The sequence below is a fragment of the Gaetbulibacter sp. M235 genome, from assembly GCF_043876835.1.
Taxonomy (GTDB): domain Bacteria; phylum Bacteroidota; class Bacteroidia; order Flavobacteriales; family Flavobacteriaceae; genus Yeosuana.
In genome coordinates this window covers 215,573-231,386 of record NZ_JBAWJZ010000003.1, presented here as the reverse complement: position 1 = coordinate 231,386, position 15,814 = coordinate 215,573, and the positions used below count along the sequence as shown (strand labels likewise).

Here is a 15,814-nt window from a genome sequence, read left to right as displayed (position 1 = left end):
TAACACTTTAACAGTTACGTAGACCAATATTTTATATATGAAAAAAGTAATCTTTATAATATTAGTTTTATTAACTATAAAAATTCAAGCTCAAAACCATAAATGGACGCTAAGGGCATGTGTTGATTATGCTATTGAAAACAATATTTCTATCAAGCAAAGTGAATTAGATTTAAAAACATCTGAATACAATAAAAAGGATGCTGTTGGTAATTTTTTACCATCATTAAATGCATCAGCTAGCCATTCTTGGAATATTGGTTTAGGACAAGACCCTGTTACGTTTGATGCTGTAACGTCAACCAGTAAAAACCTTTCAGGAGGTATAAGTTCAAGTTTAGATATTTATAAAGGTCTTCAAAATATCAACCAGTTACAACGTTCCAAATTAGAAGTTTTGGCAGCGCAGTATCAGTTGGATGATATGAAAGATAATATTTCGCTTTACGTAGCAAATGCCTTTCTTCAAATTCTATTCAATAAGGAACAATATAAAGTCTTATCTGCTCAACATGAAATTTCTACTGAAGAGTTAAATAGAACGAAAGAATTGGTGAATGCTGGCTCTTTGCCAAAAGGAGATTTATTAGAAATTCAGGCAACTCTGGCTTCACAAGAGCAGCAATTGGTAGATGCCCAAAATGCTATTTTACTATCTAAAATTCAATTAGCACAGTTGTTATTAATCAAAGATTATAAAAATTTTGATATTGTAGATACAGAATATGATGTTCCAAACACCTTTATACTTGCCGAATCACCAGATGTAATTGTAAATAAAGCTAAAGAAACCCGTTATAATATTAAAATCGCTGAAAATAATACCAAGATTGCAGATTACAATTTAAAAATTGCGAAGGGAGCTTTGCAACCTAGCTTATCGGGTTCTTATAGTTTTGGATCTAATTATTTTACATCTGAGTTATATCCTTCAGAAGATTTTGAAACTCAAATATCTGATAATAAAAGTCATAACTTTTCAATACGCCTTAATATTCCTATCTTTAATGGGTTTTCCGGAAGAAATAATGTAAAAAGAAGTCAAGTGGCTTTAGATCGCTCAAAATATCAGTTAGAACAAGCAAATTTAGATTTGGAAACTAATGTGTATCAAGCTTATAATGATACAAGAGGTGCTTTAAAAGCGTATGAAGCAGCCCAAAAAACCCTTTCAGCAAGAGAAGAAGCTTTTAACTATTCTAAAGAGCGTTATAATGTTGGGTTATTAAATGCTTTTGATTACAACCAATCTCAAAGCAGATTTGAACAAGCGCAAAGTGATGTAGTGCGTACCAAATACGATTATATATTTAAACTTAAGGTTTTAGAATTCTATTTTGGAATTCCTATTCTAGACATAAATTAATTAAAATGAGTAAAAAATCACTTATTGTTGTTATATCAATTATCATAGTTCTACTGGCCGTTTTAATTGGTGGAAAAAAAGCTGGTTGGTTTGGTAAAAGTGGTAATTTTAAAGAAATTGAAACTAAAAAAATTGCAAGATTAGATATTGTTGAAACGGTTTCTGCAACTGGGAAAATTCAACCGGAAGTAGAAGTTAAAATATCTAGTGAAGTTTCAGGGGAAATTATTGAGTTACCCATTATTGAAGGACAGCAAGTAAAAAAAGGTGATTTATTGGTACGTATTAATCCAGATATATATCAATCTAGTTTAAATCGTTCACAGGCAACATTACAAAATGTCAAGGCTAATTTAAATCAGGCTGAAGCATCTTTAAAAGAAGCCAAAGCTAGTTATGAAAGAAATAAGCAGCTTTTCGAAAAAGGTATTATTTCTAAATCAGATTGGGACAAAGCAGTTTCTAGTTACGAAATTGCATTAGCCAATAGAGAATCTGTTTATTATAGTGTAAAAAGTGCTGGTGCAACCGTTAATGAAGCCGTTGATAACTTAAATAGAACCACCATTTATGCACCAATGGATGGAACTATTTCTAAATTAGATGTTGAATTAGGTGAGCGTGTTGTTGGAACACAACAAATGGCCGGAACAGAAATTATGCGTGTTGCCAATTTAGGTAACATGGAAGTTGAAGTTGATGTTAATGAAAATGACATTGTAAAAGTTAATATTGGTGATTCAACCATTGTTGAGGTAGATGCCTATTTAAAAAAACAATTCAAAGGAGTTGTAACCGAGATATCAAATTCTGCTGATGGTGTTTTAACTGCAGATCAGGTAACAAATTTTAAAGTTAAAGTTAAAATTCTTGAAGATTCTTATAAAGATTTGGTTGAAGGAAAGCCTGCTTACTTCTCACCATTTAGACCAGGCATGACAGCTACGGTTGATATCATAACAGATAAAAGAGACAATGCCATTAATGTGCCAATAAGCGCTATTACAATTAAAACGGATACTACTTTAGCTAAAAAACCTAAAAATGAAACTGAAGAAGTGATAGATAAAGATCAAAAATTTGAATGCGTCTTTATTAAAAAAGGTGATACTGCAGAATTACGTGTTGTGAAAACTGGTATACAAGACGATTCTAATATTGAAATTGTTTCTGGACTAGAAGAAGGAGAAGAAGTTATTGTTGGGCCTTATAATGTTGTGACAAAAACTCTTAAAGACGGAGATAAAGTTGTAATAAAGTCAAATCCTGAAGGTGACAATCCAAATAAAGACTAATTGAATTTATTTTGAGCATAATACTTAATATTGAAACGGCAACAACCAATTGCTCAGTATCAATTTCCAAAGATGGAAACACCATAGTTTTAAAAGAAGATTACGATAAAAATTACTCTCACGCAGAAAGACTTCATGTGTATATTGATGAGGTTTTAAAAGAAGCCAATATTGAATCTAATCAGTTAGATGCAATTGCTGTGAGTAAAGGACCAGGTTCATACACAGGATTACGTATTGGAGTATCAGCCGCAAAAGGACTATGTTTTGCTTTAAATAAACCATTGATTTCAATTCCTACTTTAGAAGCTTTGGCACATCAGGTTGTTAGCAATGATGGTATTATTGTGGCAATGTTAGATGCTAGACGTATGGAAGTTTATGCCGCTATTTTTGATTCAAATTATAATCAAATCAAAGAAACTCAAGCAGAAATTTTAGATGAATCTTCATTTAAAGAATACTTAAATAAAGGGAAAGTGTACTTTATAGGAAACGGTGTTGAAAAAACTAAAGCTTTAATTTCGCACCCTAATGCCATTTTCATTGAAAACAAATTGCCTTCAGCAAATGAAATGGGTTCTTTGGCCACTTTTAAGTACAAAAAAATCGACTTTGAAGATGTCGCTTATTTTGAACCTTATTATTTAAAAGATTTTGTGGTGTTAAAGCCGAAAGCTTAAGGCAATTTATTTCTTATAGTGCAGAGAGAATTAAAGCTAAAATTGCTGGAACAGCCTGTACATAAAACAAACGTATTTTTTTAGTTGAATAGGCTCCGTAAATACCTGCTACTATCACGCAAATAAGAAAGAAAATTGTAGTATTATTTTCTTTTACAATGATAGAATAAATCAACCCGGCTGACAAGAAACCATTATATAATCCTTGATTGGCAGCCAAAACCTTGGTGTCATTAGCAAACTCCTTTGACTTTAGACCAAATGTTTTGATGCCTTTAGGAGTGGTCCATAAAAACATTTCCAAGATCAGGAAATACAGATGTTCAAAAGCGACTAAGGCTACAAAAAAAGTTTTTAAGAATATCATGGTGTTATCAATTTAATGGCGTCATCAACTTTTGATACGGGAAGTTTACACGCGTTATCTATACATACATATATTAAAGTTTGGTCAGGTAAATACCTGTTAGCTAATAAAGGTAAGTTATTTTCTGATATGCTCCCTGCAATGATTTTGTTGGGAATATAGTTTTTGTTTAATTCTGAAATTTTTCCTGAAGCCTCATTTCCTACTATTGCCACTTCATAAAACGGATTGGTATAATTAAGCATAAGGTCTAACCAATTAGAATATCCCGAAGCATAATCTTGAATTTCGGGAATAACGTTATTAAGCATAGTCACGGCTGTTTTTCTGAAGTGATCATTATCGAAATAATGTGATAATTTGAATAGATTTTTTGCCATAATGGAATTACTTGCAGGAATCACATTATCGCGATATTCCATATTTCTTGACACTAAAGCATCATCTTGATTGGAAGTAAAGTAAAACATATGATGGGTTTCATCAAAAAAATGATCAAAGGTGTAATTGGCTAAATTTCTTGCGGTTACAAGCCACGTTTCATTTAAAGTGTTTTCATAAAGAGTTATGAATGCATCTATGACTGTTGCATAATCTTCAAGATATCCATTAATTGTGCTTTTACCATTTTTATAATTATGATTTAATCCACCATCTTCTCTTAACTGATTGTTTATTATAAAATTAGTATTCTTTTCAGCTGCATCTAAATAGTTTTTATTACCAAATACTCTATATGCATCTATATATCCTTTTAGCATGAGAGCATTCCATGAAGTTAGTGTTTTATCATCAAGTCTGGGTTTTTCTCTTTTATTGCGTTCCTTTAAAAGTAAGTTTTTCCAATCATTTAATTTTTGGTTTAATTGCTCTTTGCTTATCTCATATTTTTTAATAATTTCACTATCATCATCTTTTCTTATAAGCACATAATTATTGTGTTCCCAAAACCCGTAATCATTTATGTTATAGTATTCTGAAAATAGTTGATAATCTTCCTTTAAAATATTTTTAAGTGCTTCTTTTTGCCAAACATAATAGGAACCTTCTTCAAGTTTTCCTTCTATATTATTACTGTCGGCATCCAATGAAGAATAAAACGCACCATTTGGGATGGTCATGTCACGCTTAATATATTCTAAAGTTTGTGTTACAATATCTTTATAGATGTCATTTTTGGTAATGAGGTACGCATCGGAGTATAGGCTTACTAATTGACCGTTGTCGTAAAGCATTTTTTCAAAATGTGGCACATGCCATTTAGTATCAACAGAATATCTTGAAAAACCACCACCAATTTGATCAAACACACCACCATAAGCCATTTTTGTAAGCGTGAGGTTTACATAGTTTTGTAATTCTTTGTCGTTGTTTTGATAGGCATATCTTAGCAAAAAATGATAGTTATTAGGCATCATAAGTTTTGGGGCTCGGTTCATACCACCGTCTTTGTAATCAAATTGGGTGGTCCATTTTTTTACCGCTTCCTCAATAAATTTAGTTTCAAAAACAGGTTTATTTGTATTAAGAATTATCATATCCATGGACTTAATACCTTGTTCTAATTTATCGGTAAATTCATAAATTTTATTTGGGTTTTCTTCAAATAGTTTTGCAATCTGGTTTAAAGCATCCATCCATTGTTCTTTCCTAAAATAGGTGCCTCCCCAAAAAGGTCTGCCATCTGGTAATGCAATAACATTCATGGGCCAACCACCACTACCTGTCATGAGTTGAACCGCATTCATGTAAACTTGATCTATATCGGGTCTTTCTTCTCTATCAACTTTTACATTAATAAAGTGTTCATTCATAATTTTTGCTACTAATGTATCCTCAAAACTTTCATGTTCCATAACATGACACCAATGGCAGGCTGCATAACCAACACTTATCAATAATAATTTATTATTAGACTTAGCAAGCTCTAAAGTTTTAGAGTTCCAAGGATTCCAGTTTACAGGGTTATGGGCATGTTGTAATAAATAAGGACTGGTTTCATTGATAAGGTCGTTGGTGTATTGGTGTTCCATAGTTTTTGAGTTCTGACCTTTGCAGTTTATTAAAAGAAATGAAAATAGAAACACAAATAGCTTCATCTATCAAAGTTAGAAAAAAAATTAGGCATAAAAAAAGCGTTCTATGTTAGAACGCTTATATTTTAATAATGAGTACAATTATTCTACTTCAAAAGTGATTTTTACGTTTACTCTAAATTCAGTCACTTCGTTATTTGTAACACTAGCACTTTGGTCTTGAACATATACAGACCGAATATTCTTAATACTTTTGGCTGCGTGTTTTACAGCTTTTTTAGTTGCATCTTCCCAACTTTTGTCTGAGTTTGCTAAAACTTCAATTACTTTTAATACTGCCATGTTGTATAATTTTTAAGTTAATAAATATATTACTATCTTATAAAGATAGCCATTTTTTATATTCCTTTTATAAACACACAATGCAACTAAAAACTTAGAAATCGTGAGATGTGTCAATTAAATTAATGACTATTTTTTAGTTGAATTATCCATTGATGGCTTCAACCATAGCTACTTTTCCTGGAAGCATTTCTTTTAGCATATTTTCAATTCCACTTTTTAAAGTATAAGTTGAAGAAGGACATCCACTGCATGCTCCTTGTAACATCACACTCACCTTTTTACTTTCAGTATCATAAAAGATAAACTGAATGTTACCACCATCACTTGCTACTGCCGGTTTTACATATTCATCAAGTATATTTACAATCTCTTTGGATGTATCATCAAGAGACTCAAAGTGAGAGGCTTTTTGGGCTTCAGGATGTTTTGAAGTTTGTGTTGCTCCAGTTGTGACGATATCTTTTCCATTTTCAATGTAACCTCTAATGAACTCACGAAGTTCCATGGTAATTTCTTGCCAATCTGCAACATCATATTTTGTGATAGAAACATAGTTTTCATCAATAAAAACACTTTTTACAAATGGAAAATGAAACAGTTCAGTTGCCATTGGAGATATTTTTGCTTCATCAATAGATGTAAATTCAAATAAAGAAGTTACTAATTTCTTATTGGCAACAAATTTAATAACAGCAGGATTTGGTGTGCTTTCAGCATAAACCGTTACTGGTGTTTTCTTTGTTATTTCAGATTCTTCTACAACTAGTCCTCCATCATTCAGATAAGCTTCAATTTGTTCAGCTACTTCATCTTGAACATCTTTCCATTCAACAATATCATAACGTTCTAAAGCAATGAAATTCCATGAAATATATACCTTCTTAACAAAAGGTAAATAAAATAATTGCTGACCTAAAGGAGAAGCTTTTGCTTCATCAATATTATTAAATTCAAAACTTTGATGCTTGGTAATAATTTGATTAATTTCAAATTTAACAATGGCATTATTTGATGTTTCCTGTACAGAAACCTTAAAAACATTCATTTTAGCTAATTTTTTGTAAAAATACAAAAGATAATTTTACTTATCCATATATTTGAATTTTGTTCATGATTATTATATAAATAAGATATAGCGTATCTTTACTATTTTATGTAATTTTTTAATAATCAAGGCGTTTAAATGTTATCAAATCTACCTTGAAGTAAAATATATGAAGTTTAAAAATATCTTTTTATTATTATTTGGAGTTTTATTTTCTCAACTTACTATTTCACAAGAAGGGCTTCCAATATATACCGATTATCTTACTGATAATTATTATTTAATCCATCCATCAATGGCTGGTATTGCAAATTGCTCAAAAGTTAGACTTACAGCTCGTCAACAATGGTTTGGACATGAAGATGCTCCAAAGCTTATGACATTAAGTATTAATGGAAGAATAGGAGACACACCTTCAGCCTTAGGTGCAATATTATACACCGATAAAAATGGTTACCATTCACAAACTGGAGCTTATGTAACATACGCACATCATTTGATGTTTTCTAGGAGTGAAGTAGATTTAAATATGTTGTCATTTGGTTTAAGTGCTGGATTTATTCAATATAAATTAGATGAAACAACATTTTTGTTTGATGGCCCTGATAAAATAATAGGTGGTATTGTACAAAGTGAAACCAACTTTAATATTGATCTTGGCTTTTCGTACCATTATTTAGATTATTATGCCCATGCTACAGTTAAAAATGTACTGAAGAACTCTGGTATTAATAATGATATTGAAATCACCAGTAATTTAAGACGTTATTTGTTATCAGTTGGTGGTATTTTTGGAAGATTAGGAAGTGAATGGAGTTACGAGCCTTCTATTATGTTTCAATATAAAGATGGAACCCAAGAATCTTCAATTGATATAAATGGTAAAGTTTATAAAGAGGTGGATTTTGGTAAGATTTGGGGAGGAATTTCGTATAGAAACAGTTTTGATGGCGCTCAATATTTGGACGGTTCTGGAGTTAGTAGCCAAAAATTGAGACAAATAACACCAATTTTAGGTGTTGATTATAACCAGTTTATGTTTGCATATACCTATACCTATCAAATGAATTCGCTAGTTTTCACAAACGGCGGATTTCATCAATTAACACTAGGATACAATTTTAATTGTAGAAAAGAAAAGTATGATTGTAAGTGTCCTGCAGTAAATTAAAATCATGCCAATTATAAAAGCCCTTAATGGAATGGTTCCACAAATTCCAAACGATTGTTATATTGCTGAAAACGCTACCATTGTAGGTGATGTCTCTATGGGAAACCAATGCAGCATATGGTTTAATGCTGTTATCCGAGGTGATGTACATTATATAAAAATGGGCAATAAAGTAAATGTTCAGGATGGTGCCGTAATTCACGCAACTTATAAAACTTCACCAACAACTATTGGTAATAATGTATCTATTGGCCATAACGCAATTGTACACGGTTGTACTATTCATGACAATGTATTAATTGGTATGGGAAGTATTGTTATGGATGATTGCGTGGTAGAAAGCAACAGTATTATTGCAGCGGGTGCTGTTGTAACTAAAAACACCAAGGTAGAGTCTGGTAGTATTTATGCCGGAATTCCAGCTAAAAAAGTTAAAGATATAAGTCAAGAATTAATTTCTGGAGAAATAAACCGAATAGCAGACAACTATATAAAGTACTCTAGTTGGTATGAATAATTTCTTTTTCAGAATTTCCCTTATCTTAATTTTATTATCCATTTTTGGTTGCAAAAGTGCTGAAATAACCAGTAATGAAAATTTAAAGGTTACCTTTTTAAGTGAGTATATTTTGCCAGATGATATATTTGTTAACAACACTCAAGTTGGAGGATTATCTGGTATTGATTTTTATGACGGAACGTATTATTTAGTCTGTGATGATTCTAATAATCCAAGAATTTATGAGGCGTCAATTACTTTAGATAACAATCAAATTTCTAAAGTTAATGTTGACAAAGTTCTTCTTATAAATGATACTTCTGACTTTCTGGATTTAGAATCGATAAGATTTGATAGTCAGTCAAATAAAATACTATTAACTAGTGAAGGTCACATCAATAAAAAAAAGGATCCTTTGTTTTTTGATATCAATGAAACTGGAGATATAAAGGACAGATTTGAAATACCCGAATCATTTAAAGCAAACAGTTTACAAAAGCCAAGACATAATGGCACGTTAGAGGGCTTATGTATTGAATTCAAAAAAAAAGGGTATTGGTTGGGAATGGAATTACCTTTAGAGGTTGATGGACCGGAGCCTCAATTAGAAATAACAAAGTCACCTGTTAGAATTACCTTTATAAATTCTGAAACTAAAAAGCCTGAAAAACAATTCGGATATTACTTAGATCCGATTGCTAAAAAACCACTTTCAAATTTTTCAGTCAATGGACTTACTGATTTATTGGAATATGCCGAAAATAAATTTCTGGTTTTAGAACGTAGTTATTCAAGTGGGTTGGGAAACCAAGGAAACACAATTAAATTATTTAAAGTTGACGCTTCTAAAGCTACAAATACTTTAAAGATAAATAGTTTAGCTAACACAGATTTCACTTCAGCTAAAAAAGAATTGCTTTTAAATTTTGAAAGTATAAGAGATAAATTAAAAGATAGCTCTATTGATAATATAGAAGGGATTACTTTTGGGCCTAAATTGCCAAATGGACATAAGTCTTTAATAGTAATTTCTGATAATAATTTTAATACACAAGGAAAGCAATTAAATCAATTTATATTGCTGGAACTTACAGAGGATTAATTTTTAAAAATCTAAATAGTTTACCTCAAATCCGTTTTCTAAAATAGCTTTTAAAATTTCTGGATTCCCATTTGTAAAAAATTGATTTTTAGGATTAGAAATGGAACTATTTAACAGATCATTTTTTTCTAAAACAGCTTTTGTTTGTCTTGCCACTGCTTCACCAGAATCAATTATTTTAACATGTTTTGGTAGTAACTCTAATAATAAAGGCATGAGATAAGGGTAATGGGTACAGCCTAAAACCAGATAATCAATGTTAGCATCAAGCATTGGTTTTAAGTACATCTTTAAAAGAGTTTTCGTCTCTTCAGAATCTATTTTTCCCATTTCAATCAATTCCACCAATCCTTCTCCAACTTGCTCTACTACGGTTAAGCCATGAGCGTATAAGCTTGTAGTTGTATTGAATAATTCACTAGAAAGTGTTCCTTTAGTGGCTAAAATACCAACAGCTTTTGTTTTTGAATTTAATGCAGCTGGTTTAATAGCTGGTTCAATTCCAATAAAAGGAATTTGATAGTTTTTTCTTAATAAACTAATGGCATTGGTTGTGGCAGTGTTACAGGCAACCACAATGAGTTTGCAACCTTTATTAATTAAATATTCTGTATTTTTTATGCTTAAATTAATAATGGCCTCTTTACCTTTTGGACCATAGGGAGCATTGGCACTATCTGCCAAGTAAATGGTGTTTTCGTGGGGTAAAAGCATGTTAATTTCTTTCCATATGGAAGTGCCACCAATGCCAGAATCAAAAACACCTATAGGATTTGCATTCATATGTAACAAAAATAAAAAAGCTGCTTTGTAAAAAGCAGCTTTATATGAAATAATTTAACTGAAAAAATTAGATACCTAATTCTTTTTTAACGTCGTCAAGTAAATTTTTACCATCTGTTAATATAACTACACCTTGTGAAGCATCTAAAACATAATTAAAGCCTTGAGCTCTTGATACTTTTAAAATTGCAGCCTTTGCTTTTTCTGTAATTGGTTTTAAAAGATCCATTTCTTTAGTTTGCATGTCTTGTTGAGCTTGACTTTGATATTGTCTGATATTATCTTGCATTCCTTGAATTTCTTGACCTCTTTTTGCGTTCTCCTCATCTGTTTTTGTAGGAGCTTCAGCTTCATATTGTTTTACTTTATTTTGAAATTCAGTAGCCATATTTTGAATTTCAGCTTGATATGATTTTGTTAAAGTTTCAAGTTGTGTTTGTGCTGCTTTATATTCTGGCATTGCAGTTATTAAATCTTGGGTATTTATATGAGCAACTTTACTTTGTGCTTGTGTAAAACTTACAGTCCCTATACATAGTGCTGTTGCTAATAAAAGTGTTTTTAATTGTTTCATTTTTAAAAAGTGTTAACTGTTATGATTTATTAATTGTTATTGTTTATACTATCTTTTGCTTTTTGCCTGTCTTCTAAAATTTTCTTTTTTTTGTCTTCAAGTTCTTTTATTCTAGCTTCTCTTTCTGCTAATTTTTTAAGTCTGTTTTCTTCTATAAGTTGTTCTCTAGTTTTAGTTTCAGAAACTTTAGCTTCTGTTGATTTTTCTGAAGTTGTTGTCGAATCTTTTTTAGTTTCTGACTCTAAAGTTTCAGAGGTTTTATTTCTAGCATCCAATTTTTCTTGCTTAGCTTTTTCTCTATCTTCTAATATTTTTTGACGCCTTGCTTCTGCTTCTAATTTTTTAGCTTCGCGAGCTGCTAAAATTTCTTGTCTTCTTTTTTCAACTGCACTTTCTCTTTCTATCTTTTTTTCTTGTAAAGCCTTCTCACGCTCTTCAAGTTCTTCATTTATTTCTGGTATTAACTCTTCGTCTTGTGCGGCTTGTTTTTCTGCTTTTGTTTGCGCTTGTTCACGTTTTGATGATCTGGTAATACTTCTTAATATTTGCTCACTTAAATCAAATTGCTTTGCCGAGTAGAGCATGGTTGCATCAGAAGATTTATCAAAAACAAAATCATATTTTTTTTGTCCAGCTAAATCTTGTACTGCAGCAAAAATTTGATCTTGAATAGGCTGCATTAATTGTTGTTTTTGAATCATTAAATCACCGTTTGGGCCAAATCTTTTTTGTTGGTAATCTAATATTTCTTTTTCTTCAAATGCTATATCTTCTTCACGTTCTTCAATAAGTTCTTTGGTTAAAAGTGCTTTTTCGTTGCTTAAATCTTTTCTTTTTTGTTCAATTCCAGCTAATTTTTCGTCTATTTCATTTTTCCATTTAATAACTTTATCATTTAATTGAGCTGTTGCTTCTTGATATTCTGGAACCTTTTCTAAGATATATTCGGTGTCTATATATGCTATTCTAACTCCCCTTTGAGCATGAGTTGAAAAGTTAATAATAAACACAAATGTCAGTAAAAAAAGAACGTTAGTTTTCATGTGCCTGTTTTTATAATTTTTATAATTTTTTGGTTATAAATTCTAAAAACGACAGATAATCACTATTGAATTCTGTCACCTTTTGAATTGACTTTTCAAAATTAACGAAATTTAATCTTAAAAATTTCAATTCTTGCTCCAAATCCTCAAAGTATTATTAGAAAATATCGTGCCAAAATTAAAATTGTTGACCAATTATGAAATGAGTTTCCCAACCATGTTTGCCAGTTTCACCAGGAAGAGGATCGAATCCATGACCAAAATCGATACCTAATAAACCAAATGCAGGCATGAAAATTCGAATACCTAATCCAGCCGAACGATAAACATTAAATGGATTATAATCTTTAAAACTATTGTAAGATGACCCACCTTCTAAAAATCCTAGAGCATAAATTTTAGCTGAAGCCTTTAAAGTAATAGGATAACGAAGTTCTAAAGAAAATTTATTATAAATAGTACCACCGTCTTGATCTGATAACGATTGATTTGGATAGCCACGTAAAGCTATAGTTTCTCTACCATCTAAGCTATAACTTCCTAAGCCATCGCCTCCAACAAAAAATCTTTCGAAAGGTATAACGCCTCTATCATTATTATATGCACCTAAAAATCCAAACTCAACACTAGGTCTTAAAACCAAGTCTTTTGCTAATTGGGTGTACCAATCTACTTTAAAGTTAATTTTATAAAATTCTAACCACTTATAACGCTCTTGATCAATTTCACCAATTCTAGTAGATGCGTTTGTTCTATCATTAGTATTTTGAGAAGCATCGTCCCTAATAACAATTAAACCATCGCGTTCATCTTTCAATGATGTATAATCTACTCCGTCAAATAAAGAATAAGGTATTGACATCTTAGCTGTAACGTTGAAATTTGAACCACCTGTTGGATAGATAGGGTCATTGTAGGTGTTGTTTCTGTTTAAACCTATAGTGTACGATAAGTTGTTAGCATAACCATCACCAAAAGTAAATAGACCAGTATTGTAGTTATTTAAATCGTAACGTTGAAAACTAATAGCCTGAGATAAAGTGAAATAATCATCAGGTACTGTTAAACGTTTTGCTAAACCAAAGGTTATACCAGTAATGTTGAAACTTTTACTTTTATCAGCATTTCTTGTTTGATAATTGTATAAGAATTGCTTTGTATGAGATATTGATGTTGAAAATTGCATTGGTTTTTTGCCGCCTAACCAAGGTTCAGAAAAAGAGAAACTATAAGTTTGGTAAAAACGACTTGCTTGTAAACGCAACGCTAATTTTTGTCCATCACCCATTGGGATAGGTTTATAAGCATCTTTTTTAAAGATGTCTTTAATAGAAAAGTTATTAAAAGATAACCCAAGCGTACCAATAAAACCGCCACCACCATAACCTCCTTGGAGTTCTATTTGGCTTGACCCTGTTTCTTTAACAGAATATTCCATATCAATGGTGCCTTCTTGAGGGTTTGGATTGTTGAAATTTGGAGATATTTCCTGTGCATCAAAAAAGCCTAACTGGCCCAATTCCCTTACGGTTCTAACTACATTGGCTTTGCTGTATAATTGACCTGGACGAGTTCGTAATTCACGATAAATAACATGGTCATTAGTTTTGTCGTTTCCAACAACGCTTACATTATTGAAATAAGCAGGCTTGCCTTCAATAATTCTTATTTCCATATCAATAACATTGTTTTCGGCACCAACTTCAACAGGGTTTATTGAAGAAAACAAATAACCATAATTCTGATATTGGTTTGTGATGTCTAAAGCATCAGGTTTTGAATTGTCTGCAATTCGTTTTTGCAATTCAACACCATTATAGGTATCTCCTTTTTTTATGCGTAACATTCTACTTAATTGCTCGTTAGAATAAACGGTATTTCCTATAAATGAGATGTCGCCAAAGGTGTATTTTTCTCCTTCAACAACCTTAATAAGTAATGATATGGTTTTATCATTATTAGTAATTAAGCTATCAGATATAATACGTGCATCTCTATATCCATTCTCTTTGTATTTGTCAACAATACTTGATAAATCTTTTTGGTAAGCAGAATCAATAAATTTTGAACGTTTTAAGATTCGAAGGCGATTAATTTTTTTTGTGTTTTTCATGCTTTTTCTAAGTTTTTTATCACTTAGAATATCATTGCCTTCAAATACTATATCTTTTACTTTTACTTTTTCACCTTTATCTATATTCAAAACCATATTCACTCTGGCTTTTTGTATAGAATCTTTAACTTCAATAGTATTAATGTTAACTTTTGAGTTTAAATAACCTTCTTTTTTATATTTTGTGTTTAGGAAATTTTTAGTAGTTGTAATAAGGTTTTCAGTTACTTTAACACCTTTATTAAGTTTGTTGTCTTTTATGATGCCTTCTACTTTTCCTTTTTTAACGCCCTTAACTTTAATTTCATTAAGTTCTGGTAAATCAGAAAGTTTGATTTCTAAATAGGCAACATTACCCTCTATTTTAGTAATATATATTTCTATATCACTGAAAAGTTTAGAATTCCAAAGTTTTTTTATGGCATTACTAATGTCTTCACCAGGAATAGTCATTTCTTTTCCTTCGCTTAAACCAGAGTATGTAACAATGGTTTGCTCGCTAAAACTTGAATTGCCTGAAACAGAAACACCTCCTAGAACGTATTTTTTACCTGCATTATAAGTAATCTCTTGTGATTGAATATTAATACTGCATATAAAAATTAAAATTGTGATGCAGTGTTTGAAGTATGTTTTCAATAGTAATATATTAGCTAATTTGTTCACTTGTTTTCCCAAATCGTCGTTCTCTTTTTTGATATTCAATAATAGCTTTATACAAATCTTCCTTTGTAAAATCTGGCCAAAGTGTATCGGTAAAATACAATTCGGCATATGCAATTTGCCAAAGTAAAAAATTACTTATTCGTTGTTCCCCACTTGTTCTAATAAGTAAATCTACATCTGGTAAATTTCGCGTGTAAAGATGCTCATTAATAATTGATTCATCAATTTTTTCGGGCGAAATTATATTATTTTTAACTTTAATGCTTATTTCTTTAATGGTGTTTATTAATTCCTCTCTAGAACCGTAGCTTAAAGCCACTGTTAAAGTCATTCGAGTGTTTAGCTTTGTTTTTTCAATTACCTCAGTCAGTTCTTTATAAACTTTTGTTGGTAAAGAGTCTAAATTACCTATTGTACAAAGTTTAATATTGTTGTTATGAAGTGTTTTAATTTCTTTTTTTAAAGAAGAAATTAACAGTCTCATTAATGTTTGGACTTCTAATTTTGGTCTTTTCCAGTTTTCTGTTGAAAAAGCATAAAGTGTTAAGTTCTCAACGCCGAGCTCGGCACATCCTTCAACAACTTGTCTTACAGCTTTAGCTCCATTTTCGTGGCCAAAAGTACGAGCCATTCCTAATTTTTTTGCCCACCTACCATTACCATCCATTATGATGGCTATGTGTTTTGGTAATCTGTTTTCGTTTATGTTTTCTTTTAAACTCATTG

The 15,814-nt window shown here is 31.0% G+C and carries 15 protein-coding genes; 6 read left to right on the top strand and 9 right to left on the bottom strand.

Annotated elements, in window-relative coordinates:
• The first annotated feature begins 37 nt into the window (after window positions 1-37).
• Genes V8G69_RS06300 through tsaB form a run of 3 tightly spaced genes read left to right on the top strand, consistent with a single transcriptional unit; the run spans window position 38 to window position 3,344 of the window.
• Window positions 38-1,366 (top strand): TolC family protein, encoded by a 1,329-nt coding sequence (locus V8G69_RS06300; protein WP_394880978.1) that lies wholly within the window; start codon window positions 38-40, stop codon window positions 1,364-1,366.
• Window positions 1,367-1,371: 5 nt separating this feature from the next.
• Entirely contained in the window at window positions 1,372-2,661 is a 1,290-nt protein-coding gene (locus tag V8G69_RS06295; RefSeq protein ID WP_394880977.1) for an efflux RND transporter periplasmic adaptor subunit, read from the top strand.
• Window positions 2,662-2,672: 11 nt separating this feature from the next.
• Window positions 2,673-3,344, top strand: coding sequence for a tRNA (adenosine(37)-N6)-threonylcarbamoyltransferase complex dimerization subunit type 1 TsaB (gene tsaB / locus V8G69_RS06290; protein ID WP_394880976.1), 672 nt, complete (start codon window positions 2,673-2,675; stop codon window positions 3,342-3,344).
• A gap of 13 nt (window positions 3,345-3,357) precedes the next feature.
• Here tsaB and V8G69_RS06285 read toward each other — a convergent pair whose 3' ends face one another.
• From V8G69_RS06285 to V8G69_RS06270, 4 genes are all read right to left on the bottom strand, one after another.
• The gene (locus V8G69_RS06285; protein WP_394880975.1) at window positions 3,358-3,711 is read right to left on the bottom strand and encodes a DUF1304 domain-containing protein; all 354 of its coding nucleotides are present in this window, start codon (window positions 3,709-3,711) and stop codon (window positions 3,358-3,360) included.
• Window positions 3,708-5,744: a thioredoxin domain-containing protein gene (locus tag V8G69_RS06280; protein WP_394880974.1), complete on the bottom strand. Its 2,037-nt coding sequence runs from the start codon at window positions 5,742-5,744 to the stop codon at window positions 3,708-3,710. The genes V8G69_RS06285 and V8G69_RS06280 overlap by 4 nt, the downstream gene beginning before the upstream one ends.
• A gap of 144 nt (window positions 5,745-5,888) precedes the next feature.
• Window positions 5,889-6,089: a dodecin family protein gene (locus V8G69_RS06275; protein WP_394880973.1), complete on the bottom strand. Its 201-nt coding sequence runs from the start codon at window positions 6,087-6,089 to the stop codon at window positions 5,889-5,891.
• A 145-nt stretch (window positions 6,090-6,234) separates the two neighbouring features.
• Window positions 6,235-7,137, bottom strand: a complete 903-nt coding sequence (locus V8G69_RS06270) for a NifU family protein (protein ID WP_394880971.1) — start codon at window positions 7,135-7,137, stop codon at window positions 6,235-6,237.
• A gap of 169 nt (window positions 7,138-7,306) precedes the next feature.
• On the opposite strand from V8G69_RS06270, the gene V8G69_RS06265 reads away from it, so the two are divergent.
• The 3 genes from V8G69_RS06265 to V8G69_RS06255 are packed head-to-tail and all read left to right on the top strand — an operon-like array spanning window position 7,307 to window position 9,909.
• The gene (locus V8G69_RS06265) at window positions 7,307-8,308 is read left to right on the top strand and encodes a type IX secretion system membrane protein PorP/SprF (RefSeq protein WP_394880970.1); all 1,002 of its coding nucleotides are present in this window, start codon (window positions 7,307-7,309) and stop codon (window positions 8,306-8,308) included.
• 4 nt (window positions 8,309-8,312) lie between these two features.
• Window positions 8,313-8,825: a gamma carbonic anhydrase family protein gene (locus V8G69_RS06260; protein ID WP_394880969.1), complete on the top strand. Its 513-nt coding sequence runs from the start codon at window positions 8,313-8,315 to the stop codon at window positions 8,823-8,825.
• Window positions 8,818-9,909 (top strand): esterase-like activity of phytase family protein, encoded by a 1,092-nt coding sequence (locus V8G69_RS06255; protein WP_394880968.1) that lies wholly within the window; start codon window positions 8,818-8,820, stop codon window positions 9,907-9,909. Before V8G69_RS06260 ends, V8G69_RS06255 begins: the two co-directional genes overlap by 8 nt.
• A gap of 3 nt (window positions 9,910-9,912) precedes the next feature.
• Here the strand turns inward: V8G69_RS06255 and murI are convergent, their stop codons facing one another.
• The 5 genes from murI to V8G69_RS06230 form a co-directional block, all read right to left on the bottom strand.
• Window positions 9,913-10,692, bottom strand: a complete 780-nt coding sequence (gene murI, locus V8G69_RS06250) for a glutamate racemase (protein WP_394880967.1) — start codon at window positions 10,690-10,692, stop codon at window positions 9,913-9,915.
• Between the two features lie 67 nt (window positions 10,693-10,759).
• Window positions 10,760-11,266 carry an OmpH family outer membrane protein gene (locus V8G69_RS06245; RefSeq protein WP_394880966.1) on the bottom strand — a complete coding sequence of 169 codons (507 nt, stop codon included), beginning with the start codon at window positions 11,264-11,266 and terminating at the stop codon, window positions 10,760-10,762.
• Between the two features lie 29 nt (window positions 11,267-11,295).
• Complete coding sequence (locus V8G69_RS06240; RefSeq protein ID WP_394880965.1) at window positions 11,296-12,309, bottom strand: OmpH family outer membrane protein; 1,014 nt, start codon at window positions 12,307-12,309, stop codon at window positions 11,296-11,298.
• 178 nt (window positions 12,310-12,487) lie between these two features.
• Window positions 12,488-15,139: an outer membrane protein assembly factor gene (locus V8G69_RS06235; RefSeq protein WP_394881194.1), complete on the bottom strand. Its 2,652-nt coding sequence runs from the start codon at window positions 15,137-15,139 to the stop codon at window positions 12,488-12,490.
• On the bottom strand, window positions 15,072-15,812 hold the full coding sequence (locus V8G69_RS06230; RefSeq protein ID WP_394880964.1) for an isoprenyl transferase: 741 nt from the start codon (window positions 15,810-15,812) through the stop codon (window positions 15,072-15,074). The genes V8G69_RS06235 and V8G69_RS06230 overlap by 68 nt, the downstream gene beginning before the upstream one ends.
• Window positions 15,813-15,814 lie beyond the last annotated feature (2 nt).

Coding starts and splice junctions, on each gene's coding strand:
- V8G69_RS06285 (WP_394880975.1), bottom strand. CDS start 3,711: ATGATATTCTTAAAAACTTTTTTTGTAGCCTTAGTCGCTTTTGAACAT.
- V8G69_RS06245 (WP_394880966.1), bottom strand. CDS start 11,266: ATGAAACAATTAAAAACACTTTTATTAGCAACAGCACTATGTATAGGG.
- V8G69_RS06270 (WP_394880971.1), bottom strand. CDS start 7,137: ATGAATGTTTTTAAGGTTTCTGTACAGGAAACATCAAATAATGCCATT.
- V8G69_RS06230 (WP_394880964.1), bottom strand. CDS start 15,812: ATGAGTTTAAAAGAAAACATAAACGAAAACAGATTACCAAAACACATA.
- V8G69_RS06295 (WP_394880977.1), top strand. CDS start 1,372: ATGAGTAAAAAATCACTTATTGTTGTTATATCAATTATCATAGTTCTA.
- V8G69_RS06260 (WP_394880969.1), top strand. CDS start 8,313: ATGCCAATTATAAAAGCCCTTAATGGAATGGTTCCACAAATTCCAAAC.
- V8G69_RS06275 (WP_394880973.1), bottom strand. CDS start 6,089: ATGGCAGTATTAAAAGTAATTGAAGTTTTAGCAAACTCAGACAAAAGT.
- murI (WP_394880967.1), bottom strand. CDS start 10,692: ATGAATGCAAATCCTATAGGTGTTTTTGATTCTGGCATTGGTGGCACT.
- V8G69_RS06255 (WP_394880968.1), top strand. CDS start 8,818: ATGAATAATTTCTTTTTCAGAATTTCCCTTATCTTAATTTTATTATCC.
- V8G69_RS06240 (WP_394880965.1), bottom strand. CDS start 12,309: ATGAAAACTAACGTTCTTTTTTTACTGACATTTGTGTTTATTATTAAC.
- V8G69_RS06280 (WP_394880974.1), bottom strand. CDS start 5,744: ATGGAACACCAATACACCAACGACCTTATCAATGAAACCAGTCCTTAT.
- V8G69_RS06265 (WP_394880970.1), top strand. CDS start 7,307: ATGAAGTTTAAAAATATCTTTTTATTATTATTTGGAGTTTTATTTTCT.
- V8G69_RS06300 (WP_394880978.1), top strand. CDS start 38: ATGAAAAAAGTAATCTTTATAATATTAGTTTTATTAACTATAAAAATT.